General features: G+C 62.8%; 19 protein-coding genes and 1 pseudogene. 10 read left to right on the top strand and 10 right to left on the bottom strand.

Annotation, left to right across the window (positions count from 1 at the left end; translation table 11 throughout):
- Positions 1-10 precede the first annotated feature (10 nt).
- Together ACPFMA_RS00805 and cyaY are read right to left on the bottom strand one after the other, a co-directional pair.
- On the bottom strand, positions 11-232 hold the full coding sequence (locus ACPFMA_RS00805; protein WP_009395704.1) for a DUF1289 domain-containing protein: 222 nt from the start codon (positions 230-232) through the stop codon (positions 11-13).
- A 1-nt stretch (position 233) separates the two neighbouring features.
- Positions 234-566 carry an iron donor protein CyaY gene (gene cyaY / locus ACPFMA_RS00800; protein WP_009395705.1) on the bottom strand — a complete coding sequence of 111 codons (333 nt, stop codon included), beginning with the start codon at positions 564-566 and terminating at the stop codon, positions 234-236.
- Between the two features lie 185 nt (positions 567-751).
- Here cyaY and lptM point away from each other — a divergent pair.
- The 6 genes and pseudogenes from lptM to ACPFMA_RS00770 all read left to right on the top strand — a co-directional run.
- A pseudogene (lptM, locus tag ACPFMA_RS00795) lies at positions 752-886 on the top strand (LPS translocon maturation chaperone LptM); the annotation flags it as partial.
- 12 nt (positions 887-898) lie between these two features.
- A complete protein-coding gene (gene lysA, locus ACPFMA_RS00790) occupies positions 899-2146 on the top strand; it encodes a diaminopimelate decarboxylase (protein WP_425929511.1) in 1248 nt (415 codons plus the stop codon).
- 4 nt (positions 2147-2150) lie between these two features.
- Positions 2151-2981: a diaminopimelate epimerase gene (dapF, locus tag ACPFMA_RS00785; protein ID WP_009395709.1), complete on the top strand. Its 831-nt coding sequence runs from the start codon at positions 2151-2153 to the stop codon at positions 2979-2981.
- Between the two features lie 13 nt (positions 2982-2994).
- Positions 2995-3732, top strand: coding sequence for a DUF484 family protein (locus ACPFMA_RS00780; protein ID WP_009395711.1), 738 nt, complete (start codon positions 2995-2997; stop codon positions 3730-3732).
- Positions 3733-4632, top strand: a complete 900-nt coding sequence (gene xerC, locus ACPFMA_RS00775; protein ID WP_420057742.1) for a tyrosine recombinase XerC — start codon at positions 3733-3735, stop codon at positions 4630-4632.
- A complete protein-coding gene (locus tag ACPFMA_RS00770; protein ID WP_420057741.1) occupies positions 4629-5324 on the top strand; it encodes an HAD family hydrolase in 696 nt (231 codons plus the stop codon). Before xerC ends, ACPFMA_RS00770 begins: the two co-directional genes overlap by 4 nt.
- Positions 5325-5490: 166 nt before the next feature.
- Here ACPFMA_RS00770 and sutA read toward each other — a convergent pair whose 3' ends face one another.
- From sutA to glnK, 3 genes are all read right to left on the bottom strand, one after another.
- Positions 5491-5814 carry a transcriptional regulator SutA gene (gene sutA, locus ACPFMA_RS00765; RefSeq protein ID WP_009395717.1) on the bottom strand — a complete coding sequence of 108 codons (324 nt, stop codon included), beginning with the start codon at positions 5812-5814 and terminating at the stop codon, positions 5491-5493.
- 469 nt (positions 5815-6283) lie between these two features.
- A complete protein-coding gene (locus tag ACPFMA_RS00760; protein WP_037058946.1) occupies positions 6284-7621 on the bottom strand; it encodes an ammonium transporter in 1338 nt (445 codons plus the stop codon).
- 40 nt (positions 7622-7661) lie between these two features.
- Positions 7662-8000, bottom strand: coding sequence for a P-II family nitrogen regulator (glnK, locus tag ACPFMA_RS00755; protein ID WP_002555808.1), 339 nt, complete (start codon positions 7998-8000; stop codon positions 7662-7664).
- A 416-nt stretch (positions 8001-8416) separates the two neighbouring features.
- Here glnK and ACPFMA_RS00750 point away from each other — a divergent pair, with 416 nt between their 5' ends.
- From ACPFMA_RS00750 to dmeF, 3 genes are all read left to right on the top strand, one after another.
- Positions 8417-8680 carry an accessory factor UbiK family protein gene (locus ACPFMA_RS00750; RefSeq protein ID WP_009395804.1) on the top strand — a complete coding sequence of 88 codons (264 nt, stop codon included), beginning with the start codon at positions 8417-8419 and terminating at the stop codon, positions 8678-8680.
- A 158-nt stretch (positions 8681-8838) separates the two neighbouring features.
- On the top strand, positions 8839-9114 hold the full coding sequence (locus ACPFMA_RS00745; RefSeq protein ID WP_009395812.1) for a metal/formaldehyde-sensitive transcriptional repressor: 276 nt from the start codon (positions 8839-8841) through the stop codon (positions 9112-9114).
- A gap of 8 nt (positions 9115-9122) precedes the next feature.
- Positions 9123-10028, top strand: coding sequence for a CDF family Co(II)/Ni(II) efflux transporter DmeF (dmeF, locus tag ACPFMA_RS00740; RefSeq protein ID WP_420057726.1), 906 nt, complete (start codon positions 9123-9125; stop codon positions 10026-10028).
- A gap of 145 nt (positions 10029-10173) precedes the next feature.
- On the opposite strand, the gene ACPFMA_RS00735 is transcribed toward dmeF, so the two are convergent.
- Positions 10174-11427: a type II toxin-antitoxin system HipA family toxin gene (locus ACPFMA_RS00735; RefSeq protein WP_064301069.1), complete on the bottom strand. Its 1254-nt coding sequence runs from the start codon at positions 11425-11427 to the stop codon at positions 10174-10176.
- Positions 11417-11665 (bottom strand): helix-turn-helix domain-containing protein, encoded by a 249-nt coding sequence (locus tag ACPFMA_RS00730; protein WP_009395815.1) that lies wholly within the window; start codon positions 11663-11665, stop codon positions 11417-11419. Before ACPFMA_RS00730 ends, ACPFMA_RS00735 begins: the two co-directional genes overlap by 11 nt.
- A 203-nt stretch (positions 11666-11868) precedes the next feature.
- Between ACPFMA_RS00730 and ACPFMA_RS00725 the strand changes: the two genes are divergently transcribed.
- Entirely contained in the window at positions 11869-13365 is a 1497-nt protein-coding gene (locus ACPFMA_RS00725; RefSeq protein WP_420057724.1) for a YifB family Mg chelatase-like AAA ATPase, read from the top strand.
- Positions 13366-13384: 19 nt separating this feature from the next.
- Here ACPFMA_RS00725 and vapC read toward each other — a convergent pair whose 3' ends face one another.
- From vapC to ACPFMA_RS00710, 3 genes are all read right to left on the bottom strand, one after another.
- Positions 13385-13798, bottom strand: a complete 414-nt coding sequence (gene vapC / locus ACPFMA_RS00720) for a type II toxin-antitoxin system tRNA(fMet)-specific endonuclease VapC (RefSeq protein ID WP_064301067.1) — start codon at positions 13796-13798, stop codon at positions 13385-13387.
- Positions 13798-14028, bottom strand: a complete 231-nt coding sequence (gene vapB, locus ACPFMA_RS00715) for a type II toxin-antitoxin system VapB family antitoxin (protein WP_064301066.1) — start codon at positions 14026-14028, stop codon at positions 13798-13800. Before vapB ends, vapC begins: the two co-directional genes overlap by 1 nt.
- 75 nt (positions 14029-14103) lie before the next feature.
- Positions 14104-14415 (bottom strand): DUF6124 family protein, encoded by a 312-nt coding sequence (locus ACPFMA_RS00710; protein WP_064301065.1) that lies wholly within the window; start codon positions 14413-14415, stop codon positions 14104-14106.
- Positions 14416-14797: the final 382 nt, after the last annotated feature.

The raw sequence follows: 14797 nt of genomic DNA, 5'->3' as shown, positions 1-14797 counted from the left end.
GCTGTAAACCTCAGGAGCCAGTCGCAGCCAGCCGCCGCGCACTCGCCTCGGCACAAATCTCCCGCCGCCGCTGGTCATCCGCCGAACGCCACTCGCGAATATGCTCCACATGGCGGAAACAGCCGATGCACACCCGCGCCTCATCCAGGCGGCAGGTGCTGATGCAGGGCGACTTCACCGCCGGGCTCACATTGCTGTACAGCGGCTTGGGTGGCCGGATTTCGCTGCTCACCTCAGATCTCTTCGAAATCGAGTTTTTCGCCGGCACGCTCCCAGACGATGCGCTCCAGCATCTCGCCCAGCAGCTCCTCGGTCTTCTCGCAGACCCACTTGCCGCTTTCTTCGTCGTAGTCGAAGTGGAAGCCACCCGAGCGGTCGGCCAGCCATAGCTGGCGCAGCGGCTCCTGGCGGCTGAAGATCAGTTGGGCGCCGTTGTCGAACTTGACGGTCAGCACACCGGCCGAATTTTCCATGTCCAGGTCCAGGTCGCTCTCATCGAACAGGTCTTCCAGTGCCTGTTGGGTCGCGTCTACCAGATCGTGAAAACGCGCTTCGCTCAAACTCATTGCAGGAACCTCGAAAAATGTCTGCTCAACACGCAAGCCGGGCAAGATACGAGCGCCGCGCCGCGAATGCAAAGACAAACGCCAGGCCCGGCACGTGCCGCCCGACGGCTGGCCGGCTACATAGGCAAGGCGCCGGACGCTCGGTATACTCCGGCGCAATACTGCTTAAATCAAAGGATTTCGCCATGAAGCGCCTGATTTCCTCCCTCGCGGCGCTCGTCGCGGTTGCCTGCCTTGTCTCCGCCTGCGGCCAGAAAGGCCCGCTGTACCTTCCTGATGACAGCAAGGACGGCAAGAAGTCGCAATCGCACCAGCACCAGTAAGGGAACCCGATGGACGCTTTCAACTACCGCGACGGCGAGCTGTTCGCGGAAGGTGTAGGCCTGTCGATCCTTGCCGAACGTTTCGGCACGCCGACCTACGTGTATTCCCGCGCTCATATCGAGGCCCAGTACCGTAGCTACACCGATGCCCTGCAGGGCACCTCGCACCTGGTCTGCTTCGCGGTCAAGGCCAACTCCAACCTGGGCGTGCTGAACGTCCTGGCGCGCCTCGGCGCGGGCTTCGACATTGTTTCCGGCGGCGAGCTGGAGCGTGTCCTGGCTGCAGGCGGCCGCGCCGACCGCGTGGTCTTTTCCGGTGTCGGCAAGACCCGCGCAGACATGCGCCGCGCCCTCGAGGTCGGCGTGCACTGCTTCAACGTCGAGTCCACCGAAGAGCTCGAGCGCCTGGCCCAGGTCGCCGCCGAAATGGGCGTGCGCGCCCCGGTGTCGCTGCGGGTCAACCCGGATGTCGACGCCGGCACCCACCCGTATATCTCCACCGGCCTGAAAGAGAACAAGTTCGGCATCGCCATCGCCGATGCCGAAGAGGTCTACATCCGCGCTGCACAGCTGCCGAGCCTGGACGTGGTCGGGGTGGACTGCCACATCGGGTCGCAACTGACTTCGCTGGAACCTTTCCTCGACGCCCTCGACCGCATCCTGATGCTGGTCGATCGCCTTGGCGATTGCGGCATCCTGCTCCAGCACCTGGACCTCGGCGGCGGCCTCGGCGTGCGCTATCGCGATGAAGAGCCGCCTTTGGCCGGCGCCTACATCAAGGCCGTGCGCGAGCGCCTCGGTGACCGCGATCTGGCCCTGGTCTTCGAACCGGGCCGGCACATCGTGGCCAACGCCGGCGTGCTGCTGACCCGCGTGGAATACCTCAAGCACACCGAACACAAGGATTTCGCCATCGTCGACGCGGCGATGAACGACCTGATCCGCCCGGCGCTGTACCAGGCCTGGATGGACATCAGCGCCGTGCGACCACGCGCCGGCGAACCACGCCATTACGACGTGGTCGGGCCGATCTGCGAGACCGGCGACTTCCTTGCCAAGGACCGCGCCCTGAACCTGGCCGAAGGCGATCTGCTGGCCGTTCGCTCCGCGGGCGCCTATGGTTTCGTCATGAGCTCCAACTACAACACCCGTGGCCGCTGCGCCGAAGTGCTGGTCGATGGCGACCGGGCCTTCGAAGTGCGCCGCCGCGAGACCGTAGCCGAGCTGTTCGCCGGCGAAAGCCTGCTGCCGGAGTGACACGATGCTTTTGCGTTTTACCAAGATGCACGGCCTGGGCAACGACTTCATGGTCCTCGACCTGGTCAGCCAGCACGCGCACATCCTGCCCAAGCACGCCAGGCAATGGGGCGATCGCCATACCGGCGTGGGCTTCGACCAGCTGCTGATCGTCGAGGCGCCGAGCAACCCGGAAGTGGATTTTCGCTACCGCATCTTCAATGCCGACGGCTCCGAAGTGGAGCAATGCGGCAACGGCGCGCGCTGCTTCGCCCGCTTCGTCCTGGACAAGCGCCTGACCGCGAAGAAACGCATCCGCGTGGAAACCAAGGGCGGCATCATCGAGCTGGACGTGCGCAACGACGGGCAGATCTGCGTTGACATGGGCCCGCCGCGCCTGGCCCCGACGGAAATCCCGTTCCAGGCGCCGGCCCAGGCCCTGAGCTATCCGCTGGAAGTCGGCGGGCAGACCGTCGAGCTGGCGGCCGTCTCGATGGGCAATCCCCACGCCGTATTGCGCGTCGACGACGTCAACAACGCACCGGTCCACGATCTCGGCCCGCAGATCGAAAACCACCCGCGCTTCCCGCAGCGGGTCAACGTCGGTTTTCTCCAGGTCGTCGACCGTCACCGCGCCCAGTTGCGCGTCTGGGAGCGCGGCGCCGGGGAAACCCAGGCCTGCGGTACCGGCGCCTGTGCTGCCGCAGTGGCTGCCATCAGCCAGGGCTGGATGGACTCGCCGCTGCTGATCGACCTGCCCGGCGGACGCCTGTCCATCGAGTGGGGCGGCCCGGGCAAACCGGTGCTGATGACCGGCCCGGCGGTGCGGGTCTACGAAGGACAGGTTCGTCTATGAGTGAGTGCCAGCCATGACCGATCAGCCCCAGGCGCCAGCCGCGGAACCCGACGACAACCTCGTGGAGGGCTCCACGCCCGACGTCGGGGCCGAGGCCGTGGCCGCTTACCTGCGCGCCCATCCCACGTTCTTTGCCGAACATGACGAGCTGCTGCTCGAACTGCAGATTCCCCACCAGCGCGGCGACAGCGTCTCACTGGTGGAACGCCAGCTCAAGCTGCTGCGCGACCGCAACATCGAAATGCGCCACCGTCTTTCGCACCTGATGGATGTCGCCCGCGACAACGACCGGTTGTTCGAGAAGACCCGCCGCCTGATTCTCGACCTGCTCGACGCCGACAGCCTGGAAACCGTGGTCATGGCCGTGGAAGACCGGCTGCGCCAGGACTTCCAGGTGCCCTTCGTCAGCCTCATCCTGTTCGGCGAAAATGCCGCGCCGGTAGGCCGCTGGGTTCCGGCCAGCGAAGCCCAGCAGGCTATCGGCGGCTTGCTGTGTGGCGGCAAGACCGTGAGCGGCAACCTGCGCGACCACGAGCTGGACTTCCTGTTTGGCGAGGCACAGCGCAAGGAAGTCGGCTCCAGCGCGGTGGCGGCCCTGGAAAACCAGGGACTGCACGGCGTCCTGGCGATCGGCAGCCGCGATCCGCACCACTACAAGAGCACCGTCGGAACCCTGTTCCTCGGCTACATCGCCGAAGTGCTCGGTCGCGTCGTACCACGCCTGACCCAGACTCTGCGCCCGGTACGCTGAATGGAACGCCAGCTGGAGGCGTTCTGCAACCATCTGCGCAGCGAGCGGCAGATGTCGGAGCACACCCGGCTGGCCTACCGACGCGACCTCGACAGCGTCCTGGCCTTCTGCGCCACGGTGGGTATCACCGAGTGGAAAACCTTGCAGATCCAGCATCTGCGTCAGTTCATCGCGCGCCGGCACCATCAGGGCCAGTCCTCCCGCAGCCTGGCCCGCCTGCTTTCAGCGGTGCGCGGTTTCTACCGATACCTCAACCGCGAGGGCCTCTGCGAGCACGACCCGGCCAACGGGCTATCTGCGCCCAAGGGCGAGCGGCGCCTGCCGCGCACGCTGGATACAGACCGGGCCCTGCAACTGCTGGAAGGCGGTGTCGAAGACGACTTCCTCGCCCGCCGCGACCAGGCGATCCTGGAGTTGTTCTATTCCTCGGGCCTGCGCTTGTCGGAGCTGACCAGCCTCGACCTGGAGCAGCTCGACCTGCCGGCAGGGCTGGTCCAGGTGCACGGCAAGGGCAGCAAGACCCGTGTCCTGCCGGTGGGGCGCAAGGCTCGCGAGGCACTGGAACACTGGTTGGCCCTGCGCGCGCTGAGCAACCCCAAGGACAGTGCCGTCTTCGTCAGCCAGCAGGGCCGGCGCCTGGGGCCGCGGGCCATCCAGCTAAGGGTGAAGGCCGCCGGTGAGCGGGAGCTGGGCCAGAACCTGCATCCGCATATGCTCCGGCACTCCTTCGCCAGCCACCTGCTGGAATCATCCCAGGACCTGCGTGCCGTCCAGGAGATGCTCGGCCACGCCGACATCAAGACTACCCAGATCTACACCCACCTCGATTTCCAGCACCTTGCCGCGGTCTACGACAGCGCGCATCCTCGTGCCAAACGCAGTAAGGGCGACGACTCATGAGTATCCAGCTGATTACCTTCGACCTTGACGACACCCTGTGGGATACCGCGCCGGTGATCGTCAGTGCCGAAGCGGTTCTGCGCGACTGGCTGGCCGCCAATGCACCAAGCCTCGGCGCAGTGCCGGTGGAACACCTGTACGCCATTCGCGAGCGGGTGGTGCAGGCCGAGCCAGGCCTCAGGCACCGCATCAGCGCCCTGCGCCGGCGCGTGCTGTTCCATGCGCTGGAAGAGGTGGGCTACAGCGAGCACAAGGCCCGCGAGCTGGCCAACGAAGGCTTCGAAGTGTTCCTGCACGCACGCCATCAGATCGAAATCTTCCCCGAGGTGCAGCCGGTGCTGGAACTGCTGCGTCGCCACTACACCCTCGGCGTGGTCACCAACGGCAACGCCGACGTGCGGCGCCTGGGCCTGGCGGATTACTTCAAGTTTGCGCTCTGCGCCGAGGACCTGGGGATCGGCAAGCCGGATCCGGCGCCGTTTCTCGAAGCGCTGCGCCAGGGTGAGGCGGCTGCCGGGGCGGCCGTGCATATCGGCGATCATCCCGGCGATGACATTGCCGGGGCCCAGCGCGCCGGCCTGCGAGCGGTGTGGTTCAACCCGCAGGGCAAGGCGTGGGAAGCGGATGGCAAGCCGGATGCGGAAATCCAGCGTCTGTCGCAACTACCGGATGTCCTCGCCCGCTGGCGCTGAAAGAGCGGCCTTGCATTGACCTTGTGGGAGCGGGTTCACCCGCGATTGCGTCGGTAAATTCACTACCGCAATCGCGGGTAAACCCGCTCCCACAGGGTCCGCGTTGCCCCTCGGGCAGACACAAAAAAGCCCGCTGTGTAATGGCGGGCTTTTCGTTACGACGGTCTCAGATAGGACGACTGCCGTATTTGTTGTCAGGCTTCTTGGGCGGATCGGCGACCACGTTGGCCTCGACTTCCTGCACCTTGCCACCGCGCGCCAGGAACTCTTCCATGGCACGGGCAAGCGCGTCGCGCTCCTTCTGCTTGGCTTCCATGCTCGGCATCTCGTCGACCGAGACCGCTGCCTTGGATTTGCCCTTGGCCGCAGGGGCCGGGCTATCGTCGCCAGCGTCTTCGGCTACGTCATCGGCCGCCGCTTCGAGGCCTTCATCGCCCTCGTCTTCATCGCCTACTTCGAGGTCGTCATTTTCCAGATCGTCGTCGCTCATGTTCTACCTCATGACTTGCGAAAAGCAGATTAGTTATAGACCAGTCGCCGTAGAGGTTTACGACTGCTGGAGAAAGATCATCGATCACGTGTTGCCCATGATCGACAACGCCCGCCGCTACCGCTGGCGAACGCTGTGCAGGCCCTTCAGAGCCTGACCAAATAAAGAGCTGCCGGTTCAAATAACCCCGGTTTCGTCCCCGCCGATCGGCTCGCTCAACAGCAAGCCTAGCAAAGGGCCATGAAGTGTGTGAACAGGCCACCATCACCCCACGGCGCGCATTCTAGCGTGCCGGATGAAAAAGCAAAGTGCCTAAAACGCCCCGCAGACTGTAAGTTTTCCGCTGACAATCGGACAGCCTTTGCAACAAGAATGAACCTGCAGCGAAAAACCGTTTGCCTGCCGTGCGCAGAGCAAATCCGGGACAAAAAAATGCCCGGCAAGCCGGGCAAGTTTTTTTCTCGGCGGGTTACAGGTTGTAGCCACGCTCGTTGTGTTGAGCCAGGTCGAGGCCGACCGACTCTTCTTCTTCGTTCACACGCAGGCCCATCACTACATCCAGCACTTTCAGGATCACGTAGGTGACGATGGCGGTGTAGATCACGGTGAAGCCGACGCCCTTGGCCTGGATCCAGACTTGCGCGCCGATGTCGGTCACGGTGCCGAAGCCGCCCAGGGCCGGTGCGGCGAACACACCGGTAAGGATTGCACCGACGATACCGCCGACGCCGTGCACACCGAAGGCATCCAGCGAGTCGTCATAGCCCAGCTTGCGTTTCAGGCTGGTGGCGCAGAAGAAGCAGACCACGCCGGATACCAGGCCGATCACCAGGCCGCCCATCGGGCCGGCAGTGCCGGCGGCAGGGGTAATGGCAACCAGGCCGGCAACCACACCCGAAGCGATGCCCAGGGCGCTTGGTTTGCCGTGAGTGATCCATTCGGCGAACATCCAGCCCAGCGCAGCGGCGGCAGTGGCGACCTGGGTCACCAGCATGGCCATGCCGGCAGTGCCGTTGGCAGCCGCAGCGGAACCGGCGTTGAAGCCGAACCAGCCGACCCACAGCATCGCCGCGCCGACCAGGGTGTAGCCCAGGTTGTGCGGAGCCATCGGGGTGGTCGGGAAGCCTTTGCGCTTGCCAAGTACCAGGCACGCCACCAAGCCAGCGATACCGGCGTTGATGTGCACCACGGTGCCGCCTGCGAAGTCCAGCACGCCCCAGTCCCACATCAGGCCGCCGTTACCGGCCCAGACCATGTGCGCGATTGGCGCATAGACCAGGGTGAACCAGACGCCCATGAACACCAGCATCGCGGAGAACTTCATGCGCTCGGCGAATGCACCGACGATCAACGCCGGGGTGATGATCGCGAAGGTCATCTGGAAGACCACGAAGACCGCTTCCGGGAAGGCCGCCGTCAGGCTTTGCGGGGTCACGCCGGCGAGGAAGGCCTTGGAAAGGCCGCCGACGAAGGAATTGAAGTTGGTGACGCCTTGTTCCATACCGGTGGTATCGAAGGCCAGGCTGTAGCCGAAGACGACCCACAGCACGCTGATCAGGCCGGTGATGGCGAAGCATTGCATCATCACCGACAGCACGTTCTTCGAACGCACCATGCCGCCGTAGAACAGCGCCAGGCCGGGGATGGTCATGAACAGCACGAGGGCAGTGGCAGTCAGCATCCAGGCGGTATCGCCGGAATTGAGCGCAGGAGCCGCAGTGGCCGCAGCGGTTTCCTCGGCCAGCGCGACAGCTGGCATTACGAGGGACAAAAGGGCTCCTAGCCCTGCGAATTTACGCAGAGTCATGTTGTTTTCTCCTGGGGCGTTGGGTTTGGGGCGGCTTTTGTTAGATCGCGTCGGTATCGGTTTCGCCGGTACGGATGCGGATAGCCTGTTCCAGATTCACCACGAAAATCTTGCCGTCACCGATCTTGCCGGTGTTGGCGGCCTTGGTGATGGCTTCGATGACCCGGTCCAGATCCTTGTCGTCGATGGCGACGTCGATCTTGACCTTGGGCAGGAAGTCGACCACGTACTCCGCGCCGCGGTACAGCTCGGTGTGACCCTTCTGCCGACCGAAGCCTTTGACTTCAGTGACAGTGATGCCCTGCACGCCGATTTCGGACAGCGACTCGCGCACATCGTCCAGTTTGAACGGCTTGATGATGGCAGTGACTAGCTTCATGAAACTCTCTCCCGAATAGGTGGACTTGCCCCAGGAAAACAAACCCGACTCAAGTCTAAGCGCAGTGCCTGGGCTTTGTAACGTTTCGTCAGCCTTTAATCCGTAGGGCTGACTGGCGAAACCGGCACCAGGCAACAAACTTCGTGTCATCGCTCCGCCTGAGCACTGCCTCGTCCTGGGACTGCATCAGTGCATGGGTCACGATGGTCTTAGCAGAAACAGTGCCATGTCAGGGAAACCTCCGGATTACAACGACTTGGGGGGAATATCCCGTCTTGGCCAGTAGCCAGCAGACAAATGGGCGCACTACAACGGTGCGCAACATCGGCGAGACATGTTCAAAAAGCGTGCAGTGAGAGGTGGCCAATCGCCCGTGCTACACTGCCCGCCCTCTTTTCGAAACAGGAGCGTCCGACATGCTCGCGCCCAAAGCCTTTCTCGATGCCCTGAGCGACCAGGCCTCGCGCCTGTTCAGCAATGACCCCACGCAACCGCGCAGCGAGCTGGAGAGCCAGTTCAAGGCGCTGCTGCAAAGCGGCTTCAGCAAGCTCGACCTGGTCAGCCGTGAAGAATTCGACAGCCAGATGGTCGTCCTGGCCCGTACCCGCGCCCGCCTCGAAGCGCTGGAAGCCAAGGTCGAAGCACTCGAAGCCCGCCTGAATCCCATCACCAGCGAGTGATGTTCCCGGTTGCCGACCGGCGCGCCCCTGCGCTGGTCTTGCGGCCAACCCTCCTGCCTTTTCCGCTGCTCGTCCCGGCCTTCGTTCGCCTGTCGCTTGTATAGGGGGAGGGGGTATGCAATGCTGCGCCCCATCCGATAGGCAGGGGGGGTATAGCCATGTCACACACCCACGTGAAAAAGGACGCGCTGCTCAAGCGCGTGAAGCGTATCGCCGGCCAGCTGCAGGCGGTGGAAAAGGCCCTGGAAGAAGGTGCCGACTGCGGCAAGACCCTGCACTTGGTGGCGGCCACCCGCGGCGCCATGAACGGGCTGCTGGAGGAGATCATCGAAGACCACGCCCGCGAGCACGTCGCCAACCCCGAGCTAAGCGACGAAGAGCGCGCCCGGGGCGTGGAAGAACTGCTCGAAGCCATCCGCCGCTATTCGAAGTGAGCACCGTCATGACCGAGCACACGCACGACCATCAGTTCCTCGGCTCCGCCCATGACCAGAACGCTCGCCGCACCTTGTGGGTGGTGATTCTCACCCTGGTGATGATGGCGGCCGAAATCGCCGCCGGCTACATCACCGGCTCCATGGCCTTGCTGGCCGACGGTTTCCATATGGCGACCCATGCCGGGGCGCTGGGTATCGCGGCGGCGGCCTATGCCTACGCGCGGCGGCATGCGGGCAGTTCCCGCTACAGCTTCGGTACCGGCAAGGTCGGCGACCTGGGTGGCTTCGCTTCGGCGCTGATCCTCGGCATCGTGGCGCTCAGCGTCGGCGTCGAATCGACCATCCGCCTGTTCCAGCCGGGCGAGGTGCAGTTCGACATGGCGATCTTCATCGCCGTGATCGGGTTGCTGGTCAATATCGCCAGTGCGCTGCTCCTCGGGCATGGCCACACTCACGACCATCATCATGAGCATGGCCACGACCACCCTCATCACCACGACAACAACCTGCGTTCGGCCTACCTGCATGTAATCGCCGATGCGCTGACGTCAGTGCTGGCGATCGCCGCGCTGCTGGCAGGGCGGTTCCTGGGCTGGGTGTGGCTGGATCCGCTGATGGGGATTGTCGGTGCGCTGGTGATTGCACGCTGGTCATGGAGCTTGATGAAAGTCACGGCCGGAGTGCTGCTGGACCAGACGGACGAGCATGTCGCCGAAGAGATTCGCGAGCTGGTGGAGAAGCCAGGGGATGCGCGGATTACCGACCTGCACGTCTGGCGGGTCGGGCCTGAGGCGCATGCGGCGATTGTCAGCGTGGTGGGCAAGGCCGGGGTGGACCTGGCGAGTATCCGGCAGCGGTTGGTACCGGTGCATGAGGTGCGGCATTTGACGGTTGAGGTGCAAGCGGGGTGAGAACGGCCCTGCCAACTGCATCGTATAGAAGGCATTTCGTAGTAAAGACCGCAAAATGACTCCTATACGATGCAACTCCAGGCTGTACAAATCCATTGATGCGGCGCGAACCCTGTGGGGGGGTTTACCCGCGATTACCTCTCCATCACTTTTTAACCTTATCAAAGACCTTGGCCCGCTTCTCCGACATCAAGCTGCGGGCCACACCAATATTCCAGGCATCCAGCATCCTGGTGCCGATCAGTTCGAATTGCGGGTTCTGCCCGAGGTACTCGAGCATTTCCTTTCGAGCATCGCTGATACCGTCGGCGATCTGCTGCAGGGTCTGTTCAACGATCCGCTCGGAAAACCCGCACGTCACGCGTCCGAACTGAGCCAGCCGCTTATGCTTTGGAAAGGCCTTACTCCCTTCCATCATCAGCGCCATCATGTCCTGCGGGCTGTAGGGCGTGGTGGTGACGATGTCATAGGCAGGGGCCAGCTTGATCACGGCGTCCTCGCTGGTGCTGTCGTACATGAGCGCGAAGTTCTTCATGTGAGCGTCGCCGCCTTGCACCGCCGCCGACAGGGCCACACAACGAAAATACTGCAGCAATGCCGCCTGACGCAGCGATGGCTCGACCCATGTATTAATCTGCCGCACGCCACCTTCATAGCTGCCATCGTACTTGCGGTTGGCGCCCCAGCCGTTGAGCACGCAGAAGTCTTCAAGGCCCAGATAGCCCTGCTCGCCGATATCGAATCGCTCGACGATCAGAAACTTGCCGCCGTTGCTCAATTGAAATCCGGGCACCTCCAAACCAGCCAGCTTGGCGGCTCGCATGCAGAAGAACTCATTCGCGGCCAACTCAGGGTAATCCTCATCGCGCCAGGCCTTGACGATGTGCGTCGCTCCCCGGTGCGTAACCCGCTCGACGCCTTCGACATCCTCGTCGCGCACAAGCACCTTCGGCTGCACCCCGGAAACGCCTGAATACTTGGCATATCTGGAAAGCAGATCCTCGAACAGCCCCTGCGCACCATCATGGACAAGCAGCTCATTGATGGAGGTGCCCGGCATCGAGCCTTCCGAATGACCTCCCACGATCACTCGCCCCAACTGGTGAGGGCCTACGATGCCCAGCAGATCGAGATCGTCGAAGCCATGGATGACCTTGGCGAACATCTGCTGCAGTCGGCTTCTGAGAAAGCCCTCGGGCAGGTTCATCTCGAAGATGGGATGCAGACCGCGCTCCCAAAGGTAGTCATCCCGGCGTACTGGCATCGTCAATGACACCGCCTGGCCTTCGGCCGCCGAATCGCGATATCTGAAGGACGTGGCGCCCGGTGTAGAGTCCGCGCGCGCCAGGCTGCCGACATCCAAGCCTCTTACCGCCACGTTCAAGGCTTCATTGCTCATGGAAGTTGGCCTCTTTCAGCTGGTCCAGCGTTGGTCGCCGGCGCTGGGCGACAGCCGTCAGGGTATATCCAAGCATGTTGAGGATGGCCTCGACCTTGCGAATACCAATCTCGGGCACGGTATTGTTTTCGATCCCGGAGATGGTCGAGCGGCTCATGCCCAACTGGCTTGCCAGTTCTGACTGCGAAAGACCTTTCTGTTTGCGGAGGTTCTTGATGGTCCGGCCGATGGCTTCCATTTTTGCACCGTATACAAGACATTTCTGGCTGAAGGCTAGCATATGACTTGTATAGCATTCATTCTGGGTATTAAGCGATCATCGAGTTTTTACTGCCCACCCTCCGGACACACCAGGAAGTAATCTCCCCCAACCCGCCTCCGAACCCACCACTATCCTTGCAAAACCGCACGACGCGGCCCCGCATCGATCATGGAGCGTTCATGTCCCTCGCCATCGTCCACAGCCGCGCCCAGGTGGGGGTGCTGGCGCCGCCGGTTCTTATCGAAGCCCATCTCGCCAACGGTTTGCCGACCCTGACCCTGGTCGGACTGCCCGAAGCCACGGTCAAGGAAAGCAAGGACCGGGTACGCAGCGCGATCGTCAATTCCCGGCTGGAATTTCCCCAGAGGCGGATCACCCTCAACCTCGCGCCTGCCGATCTGCCGAAGGACGGCGGGCGTTTCGACCTGGCAATTGCGCTGGGCTTGCTGGCGGCGAATGGACAATTCACCCAGGCGGCGCTGGACAAGGTGGAGTGTCTCGGCGAACTGGCGTTGTCCGGGGCGGTCCGGCCGGTGCAAGGCGTGCTGCCTGCGGCACTCGCTGCCCGCGATGCCGGGCGGGCGCTGGTGGTGCCGAAGGCGAATGCCGAGGAAGCCTGCATGGCGTCGGGGCTGGAGGTGTATGCGGCGGATAATCTGCTGGAACTGGTCGGGCATTTCAGCGGGCAACAGCCGTTGATGCCGTACCAGCCTAACGGGCTGTTGCTCAATCCCCGGCCCTACCCGGACCTGAGCGAGGTGCAGGGACAGTTGGCAGCGAAGCGAGCGCTGCTGGTGGCTGCGGCGGGGGCGCACAACCTGCTGTTCACGGGGCCGCCCGGAACGGGAAAAACCCTGCTTGCCAGCCGCCTGCCCGGGCTGCTTCCGCCGCTGGATGAACGCGAAGCGCTGGAGGTTGCGGCGATTCAATCGGTTGCGAGTCCGAAGCCGCTGGACTGCTGGCCACAAAGGCCTTTTCGACATCCCCATCACTCTGCTTCCGGGCCTGCATTGGTCGGAGGAGGGTCACGTCCGACGCCCGGCGAAATCACCCTGGCCCACCACGGCGTGCTGTTCCTCGATGAACTACCCGAGTTCGAGCGTCGCGTGCTGGAGGTGCTCCGCGAGCCACTGGAGTCAGGCGAGATCGTGGTCGCCCGGGCGCGGGACCGGGTGCGCTTCCCCGCCCGCTTCCAGCTCGTTGCAGCAATGAACCCCTGCCCCTGTGGCTATCTCGGCGACCCCACCGGTCGCTGCCGCTGCAGCAGCGAACTGGTGCAGCGCTATCGCAACAAGCTGTCCGGCCCGCTGCTGGACCGGATCGACCTGCATCTTACCGTCGCCCGTGAAGCCACGGCGCTCTCTCCCGGCAGCGAAGACGGCCCCGACAGCGCCACCGTCGCCCGCCAGGTGGCCATCACCCGTGAGCGCCAGCAGCAACGGCAAGGCTGCGCCAATGCCTTCCTCGACCTGCCCGGCTTGCGCCGGCACTGCAGGTTAGCCACGGAGGACGAGCGATGGCTGGAACATGCCTGCGAACGCCTGACCCTGTCGCTGCGGGCAGCGCATCGGTTGCTCAAGGTGGCACGAACGTTGGCCGATCTTGAAGAGGTCGAGGATATCCGGCGGGAGCATCTGGCGGAGGCGTTGCAGTATCGGCCGGCGGGGCAGGAATGAGGGCTGTTGCTTGGCGCTGTCAGACCGTGGGAGTAGGTACCCAGTCCTCGACCCTCAAGCCCGGCACTCGGTCGAATTCGCGGCGGTTGTTGGATACGACGATCAGCCCTTGGGAGCGGGCATGTCCGGCAATCATCTGATCATAAGGGCCTATCTGCTTGCCAAGCCGGGCAAGCTCCGCACGCAACTGCCCTGTATGGGCAGCTGCCTCATGGTCGTATTTGAGCACCTCCAGACGAGCAGCAAATCCTTCAACATCAGCAAGGTTGCGCTCCGGATTCGAGGACTTCTCGGCACCATATACCAACTCCATCAAGGTCACAGTGCTTATACACATCTGTCCATGATGGCGCTTGAAGGTTTCCCGCACCTCATAGGGGCGGTTCTTGATAGTGAAAATGCAGATGTTGGTATCGAGCATGAACTTGAGCATCAGAACGCCTCTCGCTCCTGATCTTCCGGTTGCTCACGGTCTGCCATGAAATCTGCGGTTACGCCCTCGCTCTCGAACCAGCTATCCCAGGATTCGCCAGCCGGCGTGATGATCCTGGTACGTCCGAGGGCTACAACATCGACGCGCTTCACATCATCCGGAAGAGCGACAGCCTTGGGTAACCTTATGGCTTGGCTGCGATTGCTCTGAAAAACGGCACCTTGTTCCATGAATCACCTCGCGGAATATAAATGCATATCCCATGGTAGAGACCATTTGGGATATGTCAATGGGATATGCCAACGCTACTCCCTTCTGCCACTATCAACAAACCCCGCCAACACCGAATCCACCAGCGCCTTGGCCATCTCCGCTTGCTGAGCGATACCGACGACCAGGGCGTGATCGTTGGCGGTGAGGTGCTCAGCGGCATCGCAGGCAGACGCCCGCAAGCAGCTGAGCAACAGACAGGCGTGGACCAGCGCGTCTTCGGCGCAGATTTCCTCGCTGACGTTGAACATGCACTTGCCGCTGAAATCGTGAGGGCCAAATGGCGTGCCGCTGGTTTTGAAACGGGAAAAGTCGAAGGGCGGTGGATCGGGGACCGGCTTTTTCATGGTGCAACTCCTATGCGGATAGGCAAAAAAGCCGCCGCCATAGCGCTGCGAAACGAATGGGTGGCAGCTGTACGCGGGTTCGCAGACCGGGCATAGGAACCGGTGCACCCGAAGGTGCCCCGCGCACAACCGCCATGACAGGACAATCGAACGACATTGATCGAATGCTGAAATGAGGTTCTGGCTATGCTCTGGGCTGCGACACCCTGTCACCAGAAATCAGTGACCGTCGGAGCCTAAGCACCCCTCCGCAGAGGCGCAACAGAGCAACAGGCCACGCAGTATGATTCAGAAGCGTCTGACAGAAAACGGCCACAGACCATTGTGAAATCTGTTGTTTCGAATGACATTTGAGATCGCATCGCTGGCAAGCCAGCTCCCA

The organism is Pseudomonas sp. NyZ201, assembly GCF_049860765.1.
GTDB classification, from domain to species: Bacteria; Pseudomonadota; Gammaproteobacteria; order Pseudomonadales; family Pseudomonadaceae; genus Aquipseudomonas; species Aquipseudomonas bharatica.
This window is presented reverse-complemented; position numbering and strand designations above follow the sequence as displayed.